The following is an 18,198-nucleotide window of genomic DNA, read 5'->3' as shown; positions in this document are numbered from 1 at the left end:
ATCGCGAACCAAAAGAGCGGTTCTGTAGGTCGGGGATTGCTTCGTACCTCGCAATGACGCGCAAAAAAGCATTACTTATATAAGTAATGCTTTTTTGTTAAAAAGTAATCAATACCTGCCCCTTTTCAACCTTATCACCGGGTTTAATCTTGATAGATTTTACAGTAACATCTGCAGGTGCTTTGATTATGTTTTCCATTTTCATGGCTTCCAGTACAAAAAGGTTTTCGCCTTTTTTGATAGACTCTCCTTCTTTCACCAACACCTTAAGTACCATGCCGGGCATAGGTGCTTTAAGATCACTTATGGCGCCGGCGTTTAGATGATTAAAGCCCAATTGTTCGAGCAGTATATCAAATTGATCTTTTGAGGTAATGTTATAAGTATTTCCGTTTACCTTAATTTCGGCAGTTTTATCGGTCGAATTAAAATTAACCACCTCCACATTGTATGACTGGCGGTTATGTAATACATGGAATATCGATGATCCTACAGCAGCAATATCTGCTTCAACCAATTCATTATTAATAACCAGTTTGCCTTCTTTGCGGGTTACAGAAAAATCTTGTTTCTCATTTACCTTTATTTCATACATAACTTATTGTATTAATGCGTATTGTACTAAGTTAGCTCCCATTTTAAGCGCCTTTAAGCGGGTCTCCTGCGAGTCGCCGGCATAAGTTCCATAATCCTCCCAGCCATTACCCAAATCGCATTGGTAGTCGTAAAAACAAACCAGGCGACCTTTATAAATCAACCCGAAACCCTGCGCCCGTTTATTGTCATGCTCATGAACCTTTGGTAAGCCATTAGGGAACTCGTATTTCTGATGATAGACGGGATGGTTTAGTGGCAATTCCACAAACTCCAACTCCGGAAAAACCTTTTTCATTTGCGGGCGGATAAACTGATCGAGCCCATAATTATCGCAGATATGCAGAAAGCCCCCTCCTGTTAAATACTTGCGCAGATTGCGCACTTCCAGGTCAGAGAATACCACGTTGCCGTGGCCTGTCATAAATATATAAGGGTAATTAAACAGTTCAGCGCTTCCGGCATCTACCGTTTCTTCCTCTGCATCAAAGTTGGTGTGCAGGTTTGTGTTGCAGAATTTAATGAGGTTGGTGAGCGCAGTACGATCGCCATACCAATCGCCGCCGCCGTTGTACTTTAAACGCGCCAGTTTATAGGCAGGCTTGGTAAAGCCACATATCAGCAGGCAAAGTGTTAAAGCTATAAGCGTTATTCTGAATCTCATTTAGCGGTTTAAAAAGTTAATTTCAAAGCAGGCTTCCAGTGCAGCGGTTTCGGTACGCAACCTGCTATCACCTAAAGTTATGGGTTTAAAATCACTTTTTAAAGCTTCATCTATTTCGTGGGGTGTAAAATCGCCTTCAGGGCCAATCAACACTAAATATTTTCCATGAGGTTGGATAGCCGATTTGAGATCAATCTTCTCTCCCGGCTCACAATGGGCCATAAACTTTTGTCCGTCGAAAGGCTTAGCAAGCAGTTTAGGCAAGGCTACAGCTTCGTTTAGGATAGGATGATAAGCTTTTAATGATTGCTTTACAGCAGCAGTAATAATCTTATCCAAACGTTCTATTTTAGCTTCCTTACGCTCTGACCGCTGGCATATAATTAATGAAATTTCATCAATGCCAATCTCGGTAGCCTTCTCTAAAAACCACTCAATGCGTTCAATATTTTTTGTGGGGGCAACTGCGATGTGCAGATAATGGTTGCGCCTCTGATATTCTTGCTGTGCAGATGCAATACTCAGTAATGTACGCTTAGGATGCGGATCAGCAATTACGGCAGTATATAGTCCGCCTTTACCATCTATCAACTGAACTTCGCTATCCTTCTCCAAACGAAGCACACGGATGCAATGCTTGCTCTCTTCTTCGTTAAGCTGATAATGGGATTGACCGGCAATTAGATCGGGCGTGTAAAACAAGTGCATGGCACATCAGTTTTTAGTGAATATCTACCGTATCTTCTTCGTTAAGTAAAAGCTCCAGCTTAACCGATTCAATGTTTTGATCCGACTTTTTCAATACGGTAATATTGTAACCATTAGCTTCTTTTTGCTCACCAACATCAGGGATCTTTCCGAAGATATCGCCCAACCAACCTGATACGGTATCAAAGTCACCGTCTTCCGGCAGATCATGTGGTAATTGTTCGTTTACATCATAGATAGATGCAAGCGCATTTACAATAAACTCCCGATCATTTACTTTCTCAACAATTGGCTTTTCTTCATCATACTCGTCCTGTATTTCACCTACCAGTTCTTCCACAATATCCTCCAGCGTAACCATCCCGGCTGTTCCACCAAACTCATCCAGCACAATAGCTATCTGGATCCGTTTTTGTTGCAGTTCGGCCATCAGATCGCTGATCTTCTTGGTTTCTGGAATAAAATATGGCTTGCGGATAATGCTCTTTAAAACGATGTCTTCATTACGGGCCAGCAAAGGTAAGATATCCTTGGCATGTACAATACCGATAATCTTATCAATTACATCATCATAAACCGGCATACGTGAGTAGCCTTCGGTAATCACACAGTCGAGCAATTCGGCAGGTGTAGCATCAATGTCGATACCCGAAATTTTGGTACGGGGCACCATAATGTTTTTAACCACGCGCTCATTAAAATCGAATACATTTTTAATCAATTCGTGTTCGGAAGAGTCGATCGCACCACTCTCCTTACCCTGATCTAAAATGTATTGCAGCTCTTCAGAACTATGATGTGCTTCTTCACCATGTATTGTCTTTACCCCGAAAATGCTCAGGATAAAATTGGCGAATGTATTTAACAACCATATCGCAGGCCTGAACACTATATAAAAGAAACGTAGTGGTAATGACACAGCCATAGCTGTACGTACCGAACGTTGTATGGCCAACGTTTTAGGTGCAAGTTCACCGAATACAATATGCAGAAATGTGATAGCAATAAAGGCAACCACATGGCTTGTACTGATGATAAATGAGGAGGTAATTGTTAAGCCGCAAAGCTTAAACAGGTTAAGCATAATATTGGTTACCACCGATTCGCCCGCCCAACCTAAGCCAAGCGATGCTATGGTGATACCCAGCTGTGTGGCAGCCAGGTATCCGTCCAAATTATGCATTATGCCCCGTGCTACTTTAGCCATCTGGCTACCAGCCTTGGCTTGTATTTCTATCTGTGAACCCCTAACGCGAACTATCGCGAACTCTGCGGCCACGAAAAAGCCGTTCAGGAGGACCAGAAATATGGTAAGAAATATATAAAAACCGTTTATGTCTAAATTCGCAGGGTCCATTCAGTGTTATTGTTGGTACTCGGGGAAAGTTGAAGTATATAATTCCAAACTTTCAGCAATTACTTTATGAGCGTAACGTCGGCCTAGCAGATGCTCAATGGTAACGTTTTTACCTTCCAATTTCTTATAATCCTGGAAGAAACGCACAATCTCTTTCATTGCGTGTGGCGGCAACTCATTTAAATCGTTAATATAGTTAACAGACATGTCGTTTTTAGCAACTGCAATGATTTTATCATCCTGTTCGCCGTTATCAACCATGTGCATTACACCGATAACTTTGGCCTCAATAATAGACATTGGGAATACGTCAACAGAACATAATACCAGGATATCCAACGGATCTTTATCATCGCAATAAGTTTGTGGGATAAAGCCATAGTTGGCCGGGTACATTACAGAAGAAAATAAAACGCGGTCAAGTTTCAACAAACCTGAATCTTTATCTATCTCATATTTTGCTTTTGATCCTTTAGGGATCTCAATAATTGCATTAACTACCTCAGGAACGTTTTCGCCTGTTGATACCTGGTGCCAGGGATGTTGTGTACTCATTATTAATGTAAAAGTGAATTTTTATACTTGTGTTTCGTTTTTAGATAATGTTTTTCTGAAAAAGGCAATAACCAGCGGGATTGTTGTAACTGTTATTAATCCCAGTATAATATACTGAAGATAATCCTTTAGTTGCGGATATCTTTTTCCTAAAAAATATCCTGTTAATGTGAGGGTTACTACCCAAGCTATACTGCCAATTATATTATATAAGGTAAACTTTCTGAACTTAACTTTAACAACTCCTGCAAAGATAGGAGCAAAAGTTCTGATTATCGGGAAAAACCTCCCCAATATTAGTGCCATTCCTCCATATTTTTCATAGAATTTTTCGGCCATTACAATATACTGCTTTTTAAAAAAGATTGAATCATCTTTATTAAAAAGTAATGGCCCGGTTCTGTAACCAAACCAATAACCCATATAGTTGCCTAAAATGCCCGCTGCTATAAGCGATGATACCAGCGTGTAAACAGATACGTCAAAAGCCCCGGTTGCGCACAGCAGCCCAGCCATAAACAGCAGGTAATCCCCTGGTAAGAAAAAACCAAAGAATAAACCCGTCTCCGCAAATACAACCACAAGCAGAAGGTAAAAGCCCCCCTGGCTTATAATAGATTTAGCATCGGTAATATTATGCAGGTGATCCCAAAAGCTTTCCATTCACAATATTCGTAAAACTACAAATATTATATCAAACGAAGTATAGCTATTTATATGAGGTCGGAAATTATACCAGGATAAATACCAATTAAAATAGTTACAAAGGCCGAAAGACCTAACACAAAGCTGAAATAAGCCGGTACAGTAAGTGCAATACGCTCTGTTGTACTACGGAAATACATAGCAATGATAACTTTAAAATAATAGTAGATACTGATAATGGCGTTAATTACAGCCACAATAACCAAACCTATATGGTAGCGCGATAATGCGCCGGAGAACATAAAGAACTTACCTATAAAACCCGCAGTTAAGGGGATACCCGCCAATGAAAGCATAGCAATGGTTAACACAACAGCCAGGAATGGGTTACTTTTACCTAAACCATTAAAGCTTTCGAAATCGTCATTACCAGCTTGCTGCTGAATCAATATTAATACGCCAAAGGCGATGATAGATGCAATTGAATATGCTGTAGCATACATAAATACAGAGTTGGCAGAGGCCGAACCCAAGGCCACAATAGCAAACAGCAGGTAACCCGCATGCGAGATACTTGAGTAGGCAAGCATCCGCTTAAAGCTATGTTGGTACAGTGCTGTGATGTTACCGATAAACAAAGTAAGGATGGTAATCACCAATAATACCGGCATCCAGAAATCTGCAATACTTGCAAAGCAGGCAGAGAACAGACGTAAGAAAGCTGCAATACCTGCCGTTTTAACAACGGTTGACATAAAGGCAGTTACCAGGGATGGAGAACCTTCATACACATCCGGAGTCCAGAAGTGGAAAGGTGCTGCACCAAGCTTAAAGCAAAGGCCAACGATGATCATCAGGATACCTACGTAAAACATCGGATCGATGGTACGCGGGTTGTTTAAAGTATAATCGCGAATGGCAGCCAGGTTAAATGAGCCTGATGCCCCGTATAATAATGTAATACCGAATAATAAGAAACCTGTTGAGAAAGCCCCCATCAGGAAGTATTTTAATGAAGCCTCATTAGATGCGATATCTCGTTTACGGATCCCTGCAAGGATATATAAGCTTACCGACATAATTTCGATGCCGATAAACAGCATAACCAGGTTGCTGTATGATACCATAACCACAATACCTGCCAATGAGAACAGCATGATGGCATAATACTCGGCCACATGCTCACTGATCCTTTCGAAGAAGCCTTTCGACAATAAAACGATCAGGACAGTTGAAACGATAGTGATTACCGAAAACGCGATCGCAAAACGATCAAACTGCATCATATCATGAAAAATAGGCTGTGCATTGCTGTTCCATTCTTTAATGGCTAAACCGGCAGCTACTAACAAACCAATAACAGTAACCGGTAGCAGCGCATTCTTGGCTTTGTATAAGCCTAAATACAACAGTACTATAGGTAGAACAGATATTAGTATTAAGGTATTCATTTTTAAATTTCTTCGCTAAATTATTAAGTCCGTACAGTTACCAGTTAAGCTTAATATTGCTTGCCGCTTGGTATAGCTGTGCCGTGGAAAATTTTATCGTTAACAGATTGTACCAGGTTTTGCACGGCCGCATCTGATAAATGCATTACCGAGTTAGGATAAATACCCAGGAACAATATTAAAACACAGATAGTACATAATACCACTTTCTCGGTACCGGTAACATCTGTAAAAAGTATAGTTAATGCGTTGGTTTCGCCCTGCATTACTTTCTTATACATACGCAGCATATATACCGCACCAAATATGATGGTTAAGCCACCAAATGCGCACAGTAAAATGTTATACTCATATAAACTGTTCAGCAGTAAAAACTCGCCGATAAAACCATTGGTTAATGGTAACGCAACAGTACCTAATACAATGATCAAGAATGCGATAGCAAATTTAGGAGCAACCTTAGCAATGCCACCCATTTGATCTAATTCGCGGGTTTGCAAACGGCGGCTGATGATGTCCATCACAAAGAACATACCCACCACGTTAATACCGTGATTTAAACATTGGTATAAAGCACCTTGTACGCCGGTAACTGTCCAGGCAAAAATACCTGCAGCAATTAAACCAACGTGGGCGATGGATGAATAAGCAACCAAACGCTTACCATCTTTTTGGTTAAAGGCAATTAACGATGCGTAAACAATACCAATAGCTGCAAGTGCAACTACTACATATTGCCATTTATCAAAGCCCAATGGCACAACCGGGATCATCCAGCGGATAGCGCCGTAAACACCCATCTTCAACATAATACCACCTAATAACATGGTACCTGCTGTTGGTGCTTCGGTATAAGTATCGGGTTGCCAGGTATGTAAAGGGAATACCGGCATCTTGATAGCAAATGCAAGGAAGAAAGCCCAGAACACCCAGCTTTGTTGTTTAACAGTAAGGGTAAGATTATAAAAATCGTGCAGATCGTAAGTGCGAGATGGTGTTTGCAAATGCAGGTAGATGATAGCCAACAGCATAAACAATGAACCGGCAAACGTATAGATAAAGAACTTGATAGTAACCTTAACACGGTTCTCTCCGCCCCAGATAGCGCAGATAAAGTAGATTGGTATCAATGCTGCTTCCCAGCTTACATAGAACAAGAACCCATCTATCGCAGTAAACACAACCAACATGGCAGCTTGCATAAATAAAATGAGCGCGTAAAATGCGTTGGCATTTTTGTAATTATGGTTGTACGATGCCAGAATGATGATAGGCACCAACAATACGTTGAGCAATATCATAATCATACTGATACCATCGATACCTGCTGTAAAGTAAATACCCAGTTTAGGTATCCACGGATAATCTACAGCAAATTGGGTTGTGGCGTTGGGTACAAACTTGGTTAAGAAAACCACTGCAACCGCAAGCTCAACAACAGAAAAGAATAGCGCCGCGTGTTTTGCTGTTTCATTTTTGAACAGTAACACAGCAATAGCTGCTATTAGTGGTAGAAAAAGTAATATAGAAACCGTCATTTTCTAATACGTAAACGCTTGTGGCTAAAATTTAAATACACTATAAACCAATACGGCAATAATACCTATCACCATCATAAATATGTAGAAACCAACATTACCAGTTTGCAATAAACGTAAGCCTTTGCTTGTTTCTACAGTACCGCTTCCTAAGCCGTTCACTAATCCATCGATACCCATCTTATCAACTACCTTATAGAAGAAGTTAGAAAGCGCATCAAGTGGCTTGCGGATAATCAGATCGTATAATTCGTCGATATAAAATTTGTGGTATGATAATGCAGTCAATAATGGGCGTTCTTCGGTATCGGCAACAGGAAGATCTGATTTGCTGATGTATTTAATGTAAGCGTAGATTAATGCTAACACAGCAGCAGCTACAGAGATCAGCATTAAGCCCATTTCTGGGATGCCACCTTCGTGTGCAGCTTCTTTTGGTGTACCGAATAGTGGAGTTAACCAATGTGCTAACCACTCGTGCCCACCTAATATAGCCGGAACGTTAATTAAACCGCCCACTACAGAAAGGATAGCGAGGATGATTAATGGGATAGTAATAGTTGCAGGCGACTCGTGCAAATGATGTTCCTGCTCATGTGTACCTCTAAACTTGCCGAAGAAAGTAAGAAACAACATGCGGAACATATAGAACGAAGTGAACATCGCCGTAATAACACCGATGAAATACATAATCGGGCTATACTGGTAAGTGTGAGCCAGGATCTCATCTTTAGAGAAGAAACCCGAGAATGGAGGGATACCAGAAATTGCAATGGTACCCAATAACATGGTCCAGAAAGTTATTGGCAGTTTTTTATAAAGGCCACCCATTTTACGCATATCCTGCTCGCCGCTTACTGCGTGGATAACAGAACCAGCACCCAGGAATAACAGGGCCTTGAAGAATGCGTGTGTAATAACATGGAAGAATGAACCGGTGTATGCACCAACGCCCAAACCCAGGAACATATAACCCAGTTGAGATACGGTTGAATAAGCCAGTACCTTTTTAATATCTGTTTGTGTTAAAGCAATCAGCGCAGCAAATACGGCTGTTGCTAAACCAATGATGGCAATAATATTGCTAGTGAACGGAGCCAGATCAAACATTACGTGTGAGCGGGCAATCATGTAGATACCTGCAGTAACCATGGTAGCAGCGTGGATCAATGCTGATACTGGTGTTGGACCAGCCATCGCATCAGGCAACCAGGTAAACAACGGAATCTGTGCTGATTTACCAGTAGCACCTACGAACAGCAACATGGTAATCATCGTTAACAGATGAGTCACTTTATCGCCATGTAAGCCCGGTACTTTCGGGAATATATCTGCGTAGTTTACACTGTTAAAGTAGTGTATCATAATGAAGATGGCGATCAGGAAGCCTAAATCACCAATACGGTTCATCACGAATGCCTTTTTAGCAGCATCGGCATAATCGCCATTGGTAAACCAGAAACCGATTAACAGGTACGAGCATAAGCCCACGCCTTCCCAACCGATAAACATGACAATGTAGTTAGAACCCATTACCAGCAGTAGCATGAAGAATACGAACAGGTTTAAGTAAGAGAAAAACTTACCAAAGCCTGCATCATCATGCATATAGCCGATAGAGTATAAATGGATCAAGAAGCCTACGCCAGTGATGATGAGCAGCATAATAGCGCTAAGCTGATCTACCAGAAAAGCAAATGGAACGGTGAAGTTACCAACCTTAATCCAGGTGAATATGTTTACGTTGATTGGATGACCGGTTGATTGCACTTGCAAAAAGGCTTCAACACTTAAACCGAAAGCAACAAGGATAACCAGGCTGCCAATAGCACCGATTAAATTTTTAGGTAAAGCATTTCGGCCAAGTCCGTTAATAATAAACCCTGCGAGAGGTAGTAAAGGAATAAGCCAGAGATAATTATTCATTGTTTTACGTTGGACGTTTTACGTATGACGTTAGACGTTTTTAAACTTTTAATTACTTTATAATAAATCCGAAATCGAACATCCGACCTCCGAAATCAATCTACCATTTTAACCTGCTCAACACATTAATATCTGTTGAGTGTGTGTTACGATAAATCATGACGATGATAGCCAAACCTACTGCAACTTCTGCTGCAGCCAGCGCCATAACGAAAAACACGAACACCTGGCCCGAAGCATCACCCTTATAAACAGAGAATGCCGTAAGTAACAGGTTAACCGCGTTAAGCATCAGCTCAACCGACATAAAAACTACGATAGCGTTACGACGGATTAATACGCCGGTTACACCGATCGAAAAAATGATGGCACTTAACAATATGTAATGGTTAAGCGGTACAGTTTGTATGGTTTGTGTTATGCTGTTTCCCATTATGCTGTTGCTTTTGGTTCTTTCTTAGCCAGTAATACCGCACCTACCATTGCCGATAACAGCAATACAGATGATATTTCGAAAGGCAATAAAAATTCGCTGAATAATACTTTACCTAAGTTTTTCACTAAGCCCAGGCCCGGATCTTTCAAAACCACAGGTGCCGATAACTTGTAAGCTTTTAATGAGCCTACCAGGGTAATCAGCAAACATCCGCCGGCAATTACACCAGCCAGTTTGGCTAAATAATGTTTGCCCGGCTCGGTGTCCTTGTTTAAGTTGAGCAACATCATTACGAATAAGAAAAGCACCATAATTGCCCCCATGTAAACTATAAAGTTTACCACGGCCAAAAATTGCGCGTTTAATAAAATGTAATGGATGGTAAAGGTGAAAAATGTGAGTATAAGATACAACACACTGTGCACCGGATTTTTTGCAAAAATTACCAGCAGTGAAAAGAAAATAGATAAAAATGCGATGAAGTAAAATGTACTCATGATGTATTACAAAATACCTTTGCTCATTTTTTAAGGATGGGCAAAGGTATAAAACTTCTTATTGATTTAGTGGCGGCTCAACTAATTTGTCTTTGCCGTATATAAAGTCTTTTCTTAAAAAATCTGTCGGTACAATATCACCGTCCAGATATATGGCCTCTTTAGGGCAAGCTTCTTCGCATAATCCGCAGAAAATGCAACGCAGCATATTAATCTCGTATACTGCCGCGTATTTTTCTTCGCGATACAGGTTTTCTTCACCTGGTTGACGCTCGGCAGCAGTCATGGTGATGGCTTCTGCAGGGCACGATAAAGCGCATAAACCACAGGCGGTGCAACGCTCTTTACCATTCTCATCGCGTTTAAGCGAGTGCTGGCCGCGGAAGTTTTCAGAAAACTCACGTTTGTGCTCCGGGTAACGAACAGTTACTTCCCCCTTAGCAAAAGCAACTTTTACAAAGTGCTTCATCGTAATGCCCAAACCCTTTACAATCTCCGGCAGATACGATCTTTCCATCAGATTGAGGGGTTTAAAGTCTAATACTTTTCGCTTATTACTTAGTGGTTCCATTAATTCTTAGTTCCTGATTATAAAAAAGTAATAAAAAGTCCGGTTAATACAATATTCACAATGGCTAATGGAATCAATGTTTTCCAGCCCAGGTTCATCAACTGATCATAGCGGAAACGCGGGATAGTCCAGCGAACCCACATAAAGAAGAAGATGAACGCAAATACCTTAGCAAACATCACCGCAACGCCAATTAAAGGCGCGATAATTGGGCCAACGTGTGCAGCCATCCAATCCATACCCGGATAGTTATAACCGCCCCAATACAGGGTTGCCATTACTGCCGATGAGATAAACATGTTGATATACTCTGCAAACAGGTAAAAACCCAGTTTCATTGACGAATATTCAGTATGATAACCACCCACCAGTTCGGTTTCACATTCAGGCAAATCGAAAGGGCTACGGTTGGTTTCAGCAAAGGCACACACAATAAAAATGATAAAGCCAAGTGGTTGTCTCAATATATTCCAATGCCAGCCGTGCTGTTGTTCTGTAATTTCTTTTAAGCTTAAAGTACCTGTAACCATCAGCAGGGCGATGATAGATAAGCCCATCGAAATTTCGTAGCTGATGTTTTGTGATGCTGCGCGGATAGCTCCCAGCAACGAGTATTTATTGTTAGATGCCCAGCCACCAATCATGATACCGTAAACACCCAGTGATACTACACCAAATATGTACAGGATACCTACATTAATATCTGTAACCTGAAGCGGGATAACGTGTGACCCAATAGTAATAGCCTGACCCCATGGAATAACAGCCGAACCGATACAAGCCGTCATAATGGCCAACGATGGGCCAACGATGAACAGTAAACTGCTTGCACGGGTAGGGATAATTTCTTCCTTCATAAACATTTTGACACCATCGGCCAAAGGTTGGAACATACCACCCGGGCCGGCTCTGTCTGGGCCTACCCTGTCCTGAAAAAAGGCAGCTAACTTACGTTCAGCATAAGTAGAGTACATGGCCACTACCAGGCTGATCAAAAAGATAACTACGATGAGTATAAATTTTATACCAATATCAAAAAGTTCCATTATAGTCTTGTCTCCCTTTCAAATTGCTCTTTATTCGCTTCCTGTAATAACGGGTTAGTTTTAACCACAGGTAGCGGTTTTAATGTATCGTAATGGTTTGAGCTGATAACCGATTGGTTAGAAACCTTGCGCGGGCCTTCAATAACCCAGTCGCTGGTTTTCTTTTTATCGAAACGGCAGGTATTGCAGATAAATTCTTCAACCTCGCCATATACATCTTTACGGGCAGTAACGCGGATCACATCCTCGCCTTTGTACCATAAAGTAACCTTACCATTACATTTTTCGTGATCGCAATCGCGGTGTGCTTCAACAGGTTTGGTAAACCACACCCTGTTTTTAAAGCGGAAAGTTTTATCGGTTAACGCACCTACCGGGCAAACGTCAATTACGTTACCAGAGAAATCGTTATCAACCGCTTGTTGGATATAAGTTGAGATTTCTGCGTGGTCGCCACGATTTAGGATACCATGTACCCGTTTGTCCGTGATCTGATCGGCGGTGAAAACACAACGGTAGCACAGGATGCAACGCGTCATGTGCAGTTGAATTTTATCGCCAATATCAATACGCTCAAACTTACGGCGGTCAAACTCGTAACGGGTTTTAGCAGCGCCGTGCTCATAGCCTAAATCTTGCAGGTGGCACTCACCAGCCTGGTCACAAACAGGGCAATCCAGCGGGTGATTGATCAACAACATTTCTACCACACCTTTACGTGCTTCAATAACTTCTGGCGAAGTAATGTTTTTTACTTCCATGCCATCCATTACCGTAGTACGGCACGATGCTACCAGCTTAGGCATTGGGCGCGGGTCTTTTTCTGAACCTTTGCTTACTTGCACTAAGCAGGTACGGCATTTACCGCCACTGCCTTCCAGTTTCGAATAGTAGCACATTGCCGGCGGAACAATATCGCCCCCAATCTGCCTTGCGGCATTCAGGATCGTTGTTCCCGGCTCTACTTCAACAGGTATTCCGTCTATTGTTACTTTAAACATTATCAACCTTTATTAACATAAGCGATGTAATCGCCGTCTATTATTCTTTTATGTTCGGGGCGAAGCTGTTGCTGAAAAATATAGATCCAGCTTTCCACTTTTTCACCGTCCGGCAGTTCTATTGTTTTCCTTCTTCTGATGTATTCAGGCTCGTCATCAAACAAACCTTCGTATTTATCGAGAATTTCAAATACCCTATCGATTTTATCTATACGGTATAACTCACCTTTAACTTCCCCAAATGGTTCTTCAACATAACCGGGGTAATTTCCTAAATCGTACAAAGCGCCTTTAATAGTTGCTTTGCTGATGAATTGCAAGTGTTCTTCTATAGGAAGCCTTGCTGTGTGCTTAAAGTCTTTCAGTAATGTTCCGTAAACAAACAGATATTCCATTGTAGACTTTAAACTTCTTGTCATTGCGAGCGATAGCGTGGCAATCTCCTCGTATTCCTCTTCGATCTGTAGAGCTACGAGATTGCTTTGTACCTCGCAATGACAAATTATTTATTTCAATTCAATTAACCAGCCTTTTCAGCTATAACTAATGGATCTGCATAATGCGCAATACCATAGTTCCGTGTTACTGCAGTTGCCGCATTGGTAACATGCCATTCAAACTCATCTCTGAAGTGGCGGATAGCGCTGGCCACCGGCCATGCAGCTGCGTCACCCAGCGGACAAATTGTGTTTCCTTCTATTTTCTTAGAGATATCAACCAGCATGTCCATATCGCTCATTTTACCGTGGCCGTTCTCTAAGCGGTGCAATACTTTTTCCATCCATCCGGTACCTTCACGGCAAGGCGAACATTGTCCGCAGCTTTCGTGGCTGTAGAAACGGGTGAAATTCCAGGTATTACGTACGATGCACTGATCTTCATCAAAAGCAATGAAACCGCCCGAACCCATCATGGTACCAGTAGCAAAACCACCGTCTGATAATGATTCGTAGCTCATTAAGCGTGCTTCGTTGTTAGCTGTTTTCAGGAACAAATTAGCAGGTAAAATTGGCACTGATGAACCACCTGCAACAACTGCCTTTAAGCGTTTGCCGTTGGCAATACCTCCGCAATATTCGTCAGAGTATAAAAACTCTTCGGCAGGTAAACCTAAATCAATCTCATATACACCTGGCTTTTTAACATTACCACCTGCAGAGATCAGCTTAGTACCTGTACTACGGCCAATACCCAGTTTAGCATATTCGTCGCCACCTTCATTAATGATAGGCACAACGGCAGCTATAGATTCTACGTTGTTTACCACAGTTGGGCAGCCATACAAACCAGCAATAGCCGGGAATGGTGGCTTAATACGCGGGTTACCACGTTTACCTTCCAGTGATTCTAACAATGCAGTTTCTTCACCGCATATATAAGCGCCGCCTCCGGGTTGTACATAAAGCTCCAGATCGTAACCTGTACCCAGAATGTTTTTACCTAAAAAGCCGGCATTTTTTGCTTCAGCAATAGCACGTTCCAGTATGCGGATCTGCGGCATCATTTCTCCACGTACGTAGATGTATGATGTTTTAGCACCCAGTGCATAACTGGCAACAATCATTCCCTCAATTAATAAGTGAGGGATATAAGTCATCAGGTAACGGTCTTTAAAAGTACCCGGCTCCGATTCATCGGCATTACAAACCAGGTAGCGGGCAACACCCTCGGGCTTAGCCAAAAAACTCCACTTCATACCGGTTGGGAAACCGGCACCACCGCGGCCACGTAAGCCCGATTTTTTAACCTCTTCTACCACATCTTCCGGCGAAAGGGTTTTTAAAGCCTTTTCAACAGAAGCATAACCACCTTTTGAGCGGTAAACATCGTAAGTATTGATGCCCGGTACGTTTATATGTTCAAGTAATAATTTACGTGCCATTAGTTATTAGCTTTTGCTGTTAAGTCACTAATCAACTGATCTACCGAAGCTGGTGTCAGGTTTTCGTAGAAAGTATATTCAGGGCCAATTTGCAATACCGGGCCAAAGCCACAGGCTGCAAGGCACTCTACACCTCTCCAGCTAAATAAACCATCGGGAGTAATCTCGCCTTCTTTAACACCTAACTTTTCTTCCAGATAGTCCATTATTTTTTCGGCACCTACCAGGCAGCAAGGGCCGGTACGGCAAACCTCCAAAAAGTATTTACCTTGAGGACGCATCAGGTACATGGTATAAAAGGTAGCAACCTCATATACTTCGATAGGTTCAATTTTTAAATATGCGGCTACTTTATCCATAGCCTCGGGGCTTAACCAACCTAATTCGGCCTGCACATCGTGCAGTATAGGCAGTAAGGCCGATTTTTGCTTACCTTCCGGGTAGCGGCTTACTTTATCGGCAAACTGGGCTAACAGTTTTTCCGAAAATTCAACCGGTGCGCTGGTATGTTGTACTTTAAGCATCTAATTCTCCGGCAATAATGTTTAAACTACTCATGTTAATAATGGCGTCTGACAGCAGCATGCCTCTGCTCATTGGCGCATAAGCCTGGTAATTAATAAAACTTGGGCGGCGGAAGTGCAGGCGATAAGGCGAGCGGCCACCATCATTTATAATATAAAATCCAAGCTCTCCGTTTGCACCTTCTACACTGTGGTAAACTTCGGCAACAGGAGTTTTAACTTCACCCATCACAATTTTAAAGTGATAGATCAATGCTTCCATGTTGTTATACACTTCCTCTTTCGGAGGCAGGTAAAACTCAGGCACATCGGCATGGAAAATATTTGGATCTTCTTTTTCTATTTTGGTCAAAGCCTGCTCAATTAAGCGTAAGCTCTGTTTCATTTCTTCGTTACGAACCAGGAAACGATCGTAAACATCGCCCCTTGTACCCACCGGAACCTCAAAGTCAAACTCATCGTAAGAGCAGTAAGGGTTCATAGCACGTACATCGTAATCAACACCGGTAGCGCGTAAAATCGGGCCGCTCCAGCTGTAGCTTAAAGCTTGCTCTGCAGTTACAGGCGCAACATCTTTAGTACGGTCAATAAATATACGGTTACGGTTAAACAGGCTTTCGAACTCGGATAAAGCTTTCGGGAAAGTTTCCAGGAACTTACGGATCTTCGCGAAAGCGATATCATTATAGTTACGCTCGAAACCACCGATACGGCCAACGTTGGTAGTTAAGCGCGAACCGCAAACTTCTTCGTAGATCTCGTAAATAGCCTCACGGTACTCCATCATGTAAAGGAAACCGGTGAATGCGCCAGTATCAACACCTAATACACCATTACAAACAATGTGATCGGCAATACGCGCCAATTCCATAATAATGATGCGCATGTAATCAACACGCTTAGGAGTTTCGATACCCAATAACTTCTCGACCGATAAATGCCAGCCCATATTGTTAATAGGCGAAGAGCAATAGTTTAAACGGTCTGTAAGCGGCGTGATTTGATAAAACGGCCTGTGTTCTGCTATCTTTTCAAAAGCGCGGTGTATATAACCAATGGTTGAAACACCGCTTACAATGCGCTCGCCATCCAGCTGCAAAACGTTTTGGAAAACGCCGTGTGTAGCCGGGTGAGTTGGCCCCAGGTTAAGGGTTGATAACTCGCTTTGTAAATCAGTGTCGGTATATGCCGGAAAATTTTGCATGTTCTATCTTCCAAAAAAATAATCTTTCTTATCTACCCTGTTCGGGTCTTCGAGCGGAAACTCTTTACGCATCGGGAAAACAGTCATATCGTCAACGTTCAAGATCCTGCGCAGATCAGCGTGACCAGTAAAGTTCACACCAAAAAAGTCGTAGGTTTCACGCTCCATCCAGTTGGCACCATTCCAGATGGTGGTTGCCGTAGGGATGTTGATATCGCCTTCTGCAAGGAAAACCTTAACACGGATACGGATATTATTTACCAGGCTATGCACGTGGTAAACAACTGCCATCTCTTTACCCTGCAGCTCAGGATAATGTACTGCGGTAATATCTGTTAAGTAGGTAAACTGCAAAACAGGCTCGTTGTATAACCAGTTTAACAAATCAATAATTTGCTCACGGGTTGTATCAACAGTTAGCAGGCCGTATGACTCTGTAACGTTGCTTACATTTTCGCCAAATTGAAGCTTTAACTTTTGAAGCAGCTCTTCGTTGGTTATCTTACCCATTATAGAATTCCGTATTGTGATAATAATTTCTGGTACTCTGGCGAATCTCTTCTGCGCAGTGATTCTGTTTGAACCAGTTTCTGAATATTGATAAAACCATCAATAATGGCTTCGGGGCGTGGCGGGCAACCGGGTACGTAAACGTCAACCGGGATAACCTCATCAATACCTTGTAAAACAGAATAAGTATCAAATATACCACCGCTTGATGCACAGGCACCAACAGCCATAACCCAACGAGGCTCGGCCATTTGCAAATAAACCTGGCGAAGCACGGGAGCCATTTTTTTAGAAATGGTGCCCATAACCATCAGCAGATCGGCCTGGCGGGGTGAGAAACTTAAACGCTCGGCACCAAATCTCGAAAGATCATAGTGCGAAGCCATGGTGGCCATAAATTCAATACCACAGCATGAAGTAGCAAATGGAAGCGGCCATAATGAATATGAACGTGCTAAACCAACAGCCTTATCAAGTGATGTGGCGAAAAAACCTGCCCCTTCGACGCCTGGAGGCGCATCAACTATTTGTATATCGCTCATTGAATTATCTCAAAAAAGATATGCTTATCCATAAAAGATAAGCACAAATTTACAATAAATAACGTTTTTACAGCCACCGTAGTCGCTTACAGTGCGTATTTAGAATTAATCTAAACGCCAGTCTAAAACGCCTTTTTTGATAACGTAGAAAAAGCCCAGTAACAACGTAGCCATGAAGATGAACATTTCGATCATGCCATCTTTACCCAAATCGCGGAAATTTACCGCCCATGGGTACATGAAAATCACCTCCACATCAAACAATACAAACAGTATAGCTACCAGGAAGTATTTGACGGAGATAGGTGTACGTGCGTTACCAATAACTTCGATACCCGACTCGAAAGGGGTAAGTTTATCTTTTGTTTTACGCTGCGGGCCCAGTTTATGCGTAACAAACATTGTAGTTACCACAAAGCCGATGGCCACCAGCATTTGAAATATAATCGGTAAAAAATTAACCGGTAAACTTTGTACTTCCATAGTGCAAATATAGTAATGAGATAAAATAAAAAAAGACCTCTTTTTCAGAGGTCTTTTTTATTCA

At 41.9% G+C, this 18,198-nt stretch carries 21 protein-coding genes; all 21 read right to left on the bottom strand.

Features of this window, described 5'->3' with window-relative positions; all coding sequences use genetic code 11:
- Window positions 1–97 precede the first annotated feature (97 nt).
- Window positions 98–595: an acyl-CoA carboxylase biotin carboxyl carrier protein subunit gene (locus PQO05_RS02425; protein ID WP_273631050.1), complete on the bottom strand. Its 498-nt coding sequence runs from the start codon at window positions 593–595 to the stop codon at window positions 98–100.
- A 3-nt stretch (window positions 596–598) separates the two neighbouring features.
- On the bottom strand, window positions 599–1,258 hold the full coding sequence (locus tag PQO05_RS02420) for a DUF4159 domain-containing protein (protein ID WP_273631049.1): 660 nt from the start codon (window positions 1,256–1,258) through the stop codon (window positions 599–601).
- Entirely contained in the window at window positions 1,259–1,966 is a 708-nt protein-coding gene (locus tag PQO05_RS02415; RefSeq protein WP_273631048.1) for a 16S rRNA (uracil(1498)-N(3))-methyltransferase, read from the bottom strand.
- Between the two features lie 13 nt (window positions 1,967–1,979).
- Entirely contained in the window at window positions 1,980–3,323 is a 1,344-nt protein-coding gene (locus PQO05_RS02410; RefSeq protein WP_273631047.1) for a hemolysin family protein, read from the bottom strand.
- 6 nt (window positions 3,324–3,329) lie between these two features.
- Window positions 3,330–3,878 carry an inorganic diphosphatase gene (locus tag PQO05_RS02405; protein ID WP_273631045.1) on the bottom strand — a complete coding sequence of 183 codons (549 nt, stop codon included), beginning with the start codon at window positions 3,876–3,878 and terminating at the stop codon, window positions 3,330–3,332.
- Window positions 3,879–3,899: 21 nt separating this feature from the next.
- The gene (locus PQO05_RS02400; protein WP_273631043.1) at window positions 3,900–4,541 is read right to left on the bottom strand and encodes a DedA family protein; all 642 of its coding nucleotides are present in this window, start codon (window positions 4,539–4,541) and stop codon (window positions 3,900–3,902) included.
- 50 nt (window positions 4,542–4,591) lie between these two features.
- Window positions 4,592–5,974 carry an NADH-quinone oxidoreductase subunit N gene (locus PQO05_RS02395; protein ID WP_273631042.1) on the bottom strand — a complete coding sequence of 461 codons (1,383 nt, stop codon included), beginning with the start codon at window positions 5,972–5,974 and terminating at the stop codon, window positions 4,592–4,594.
- A gap of 50 nt (window positions 5,975–6,024) precedes the next feature.
- Window positions 6,025–7,512 carry a complex I subunit 4 family protein gene (locus tag PQO05_RS02390; protein WP_273631041.1) on the bottom strand — a complete coding sequence of 496 codons (1,488 nt, stop codon included), beginning with the start codon at window positions 7,510–7,512 and terminating at the stop codon, window positions 6,025–6,027.
- 24 nt (window positions 7,513–7,536) lie between these two features.
- Window positions 7,537–9,438 carry an NADH-quinone oxidoreductase subunit L gene (gene nuoL / locus PQO05_RS02385; protein ID WP_273631040.1) on the bottom strand — a complete coding sequence of 634 codons (1,902 nt, stop codon included), beginning with the start codon at window positions 9,436–9,438 and terminating at the stop codon, window positions 7,537–7,539.
- 100 nt (window positions 9,439–9,538) lie between these two features.
- Window positions 9,539–9,871: an NADH-quinone oxidoreductase subunit NuoK gene (nuoK, locus tag PQO05_RS02380; protein ID WP_174311993.1), complete on the bottom strand. Its 333-nt coding sequence runs from the start codon at window positions 9,869–9,871 to the stop codon at window positions 9,539–9,541.
- The gene (locus PQO05_RS02375; RefSeq protein ID WP_273631039.1) at window positions 9,871–10,371 is read right to left on the bottom strand and encodes an NADH-quinone oxidoreductase subunit J family protein; all 501 of its coding nucleotides are present in this window, start codon (window positions 10,369–10,371) and stop codon (window positions 9,871–9,873) included. The genes nuoK and PQO05_RS02375 overlap by 1 nt, the downstream gene beginning before the upstream one ends.
- Before the next feature lie 58 nt (window positions 10,372–10,429).
- Window positions 10,430–10,942: a NuoI/complex I 23 kDa subunit family protein gene (locus PQO05_RS02370; RefSeq protein WP_273631038.1), complete on the bottom strand. Its 513-nt coding sequence runs from the start codon at window positions 10,940–10,942 to the stop codon at window positions 10,430–10,432.
- A gap of 17 nt (window positions 10,943–10,959) precedes the next feature.
- A complete protein-coding gene (nuoH, locus tag PQO05_RS02365; protein WP_273631037.1) occupies window positions 10,960–11,988 on the bottom strand; it encodes an NADH-quinone oxidoreductase subunit NuoH in 1,029 nt (342 codons plus the stop codon).
- Entirely contained in the window at window positions 11,988–12,989 is a 1,002-nt protein-coding gene (locus PQO05_RS02360; RefSeq protein ID WP_273631036.1) for an NADH-quinone oxidoreductase subunit G, read from the bottom strand. The genes nuoH and PQO05_RS02360 overlap by 1 nt, the downstream gene beginning before the upstream one ends.
- Window positions 12,990–12,991: 2 nt before the next feature.
- Window positions 12,992–13,384 carry a gamma-glutamylcyclotransferase family protein gene (locus tag PQO05_RS02355; protein WP_273631035.1) on the bottom strand — a complete coding sequence of 131 codons (393 nt, stop codon included), beginning with the start codon at window positions 13,382–13,384 and terminating at the stop codon, window positions 12,992–12,994.
- A 125-nt stretch (window positions 13,385–13,509) separates the two neighbouring features.
- Window positions 13,510–14,871: an NADH-quinone oxidoreductase subunit NuoF gene (gene nuoF, locus PQO05_RS02350; RefSeq protein WP_273631034.1), complete on the bottom strand. Its 1,362-nt coding sequence runs from the start codon at window positions 14,869–14,871 to the stop codon at window positions 13,510–13,512.
- Window positions 14,871–15,395 (bottom strand): NADH-quinone oxidoreductase subunit NuoE family protein, encoded by a 525-nt coding sequence (locus PQO05_RS02345; protein WP_273631033.1) that lies wholly within the window; start codon window positions 15,393–15,395, stop codon window positions 14,871–14,873. The genes nuoF and PQO05_RS02345 overlap by 1 nt, the downstream gene beginning before the upstream one ends.
- Window positions 15,388–16,599 carry an NADH-quinone oxidoreductase subunit D gene (locus PQO05_RS02340; protein WP_273631032.1) on the bottom strand — a complete coding sequence of 404 codons (1,212 nt, stop codon included), beginning with the start codon at window positions 16,597–16,599 and terminating at the stop codon, window positions 15,388–15,390. The genes PQO05_RS02345 and PQO05_RS02340 overlap by 8 nt, the downstream gene beginning before the upstream one ends.
- A gap of 3 nt (window positions 16,600–16,602) precedes the next feature.
- Window positions 16,603–17,109, bottom strand: a complete 507-nt coding sequence (locus tag PQO05_RS02335) for an NADH-quinone oxidoreductase subunit C (RefSeq protein WP_273631031.1) — start codon at window positions 17,107–17,109, stop codon at window positions 16,603–16,605.
- Window positions 17,109–17,651, bottom strand: coding sequence for an NADH-quinone oxidoreductase subunit B (locus PQO05_RS02330; protein WP_273631030.1), 543 nt, complete (start codon window positions 17,649–17,651; stop codon window positions 17,109–17,111). Before PQO05_RS02330 ends, PQO05_RS02335 begins: the two co-directional genes overlap by 1 nt.
- Window positions 17,652–17,756: 105 nt before the next feature.
- Complete coding sequence (locus PQO05_RS02325) at window positions 17,757–18,134, bottom strand: NADH-quinone oxidoreductase subunit A (protein WP_273631029.1); 378 nt, start codon at window positions 18,132–18,134, stop codon at window positions 17,757–17,759.
- Window positions 18,135–18,198: the final 64 nt, after the last annotated feature.

Source organism: Mucilaginibacter jinjuensis, assembly GCF_028596025.1.
Taxonomy (GTDB): domain Bacteria; phylum Bacteroidota; class Bacteroidia; order Sphingobacteriales; family Sphingobacteriaceae; genus Mucilaginibacter; species Mucilaginibacter jinjuensis.
This window is presented reverse-complemented; position numbering and strand designations above follow the sequence as displayed.

Bases quoted from the DNA above. Each gene is read 5' to 3' on its own strand.
- PQO05_RS02425 (WP_273631050.1), bottom strand. From the start codon at position 595: ATGTATGAAATAAAGGTAAATGAGAAACAAGATTTTTCTGTAACCCGC.
- PQO05_RS02420 (WP_273631049.1), bottom strand. From the start codon at position 1,258: ATGAGATTCAGAATAACGCTTATAGCTTTAACACTTTGCCTGCTGATA.
- PQO05_RS02415 (WP_273631048.1), bottom strand. From the start codon at position 1,966: ATGCACTTGTTTTACACGCCCGATCTAATTGCCGGTCAATCCCATTAT.
- PQO05_RS02410 (WP_273631047.1), bottom strand. From the start codon at position 3,323: ATGGACCCTGCGAATTTAGACATAAACGGTTTTTATATATTTCTTACC.
- PQO05_RS02405 (WP_273631045.1), bottom strand. From the start codon at position 3,878: ATGAGTACACAACATCCCTGGCACCAGGTATCAACAGGCGAAAACGTT.
- PQO05_RS02400 (WP_273631043.1), bottom strand. From the start codon at position 4,541: ATGGAAAGCTTTTGGGATCACCTGCATAATATTACCGATGCTAAATCT.
- PQO05_RS02395 (WP_273631042.1), bottom strand. From the start codon at position 5,974: ATGAATACCTTAATACTAATATCTGTTCTACCTATAGTACTGTTGTAT.
- PQO05_RS02390 (WP_273631041.1), bottom strand. From the start codon at position 7,512: ATGACGGTTTCTATATTACTTTTTCTACCACTAATAGCAGCTATTGCT.
- nuoL (WP_273631040.1), bottom strand. From the start codon at position 9,438: ATGAATAATTATCTCTGGCTTATTCCTTTACTACCTCTCGCAGGGTTT.
- nuoK (WP_174311993.1), bottom strand. From the start codon at position 9,871: ATGGGAAACAGCATAACACAAACCATACAAACTGTACCGCTTAACCAT.
- PQO05_RS02375 (WP_273631039.1), bottom strand. From the start codon at position 10,371: ATGAGTACATTTTACTTCATCGCATTTTTATCTATTTTCTTTTCACTG.
- PQO05_RS02370 (WP_273631038.1), bottom strand. From the start codon at position 10,942: ATGGAACCACTAAGTAATAAGCGAAAAGTATTAGACTTTAAACCCCTC.
- nuoH (WP_273631037.1), bottom strand. From the start codon at position 11,988: ATGGAACTTTTTGATATTGGTATAAAATTTATACTCATCGTAGTTATC.
- PQO05_RS02360 (WP_273631036.1), bottom strand. From the start codon at position 12,989: ATGTTTAAAGTAACAATAGACGGAATACCTGTTGAAGTAGAGCCGGGA.
- PQO05_RS02355 (WP_273631035.1), bottom strand. From the start codon at position 13,384: ATGGAATATCTGTTTGTTTACGGAACATTACTGAAAGACTTTAAGCAC.
- nuoF (WP_273631034.1), bottom strand. From the start codon at position 14,871: ATGGCACGTAAATTATTACTTGAACATATAAACGTACCGGGCATCAAT.
- PQO05_RS02345 (WP_273631033.1), bottom strand. From the start codon at position 15,395: ATGCTTAAAGTACAACATACCAGCGCACCGGTTGAATTTTCGGAAAAA.
- PQO05_RS02340 (WP_273631032.1), bottom strand. From the start codon at position 16,599: ATGCAAAATTTTCCGGCATATACCGACACTGATTTACAAAGCGAGTTA.
- PQO05_RS02335 (WP_273631031.1), bottom strand. From the start codon at position 17,109: ATGGGTAAGATAACCAACGAAGAGCTGCTTCAAAAGTTAAAGCTTCAA.
- PQO05_RS02330 (WP_273631030.1), bottom strand. From the start codon at position 17,651: ATGAGCGATATACAAATAGTTGATGCGCCTCCAGGCGTCGAAGGGGCA.
- PQO05_RS02325 (WP_273631029.1), bottom strand. From the start codon at position 18,134: ATGGAAGTACAAAGTTTACCGGTTAATTTTTTACCGATTATATTTCAA.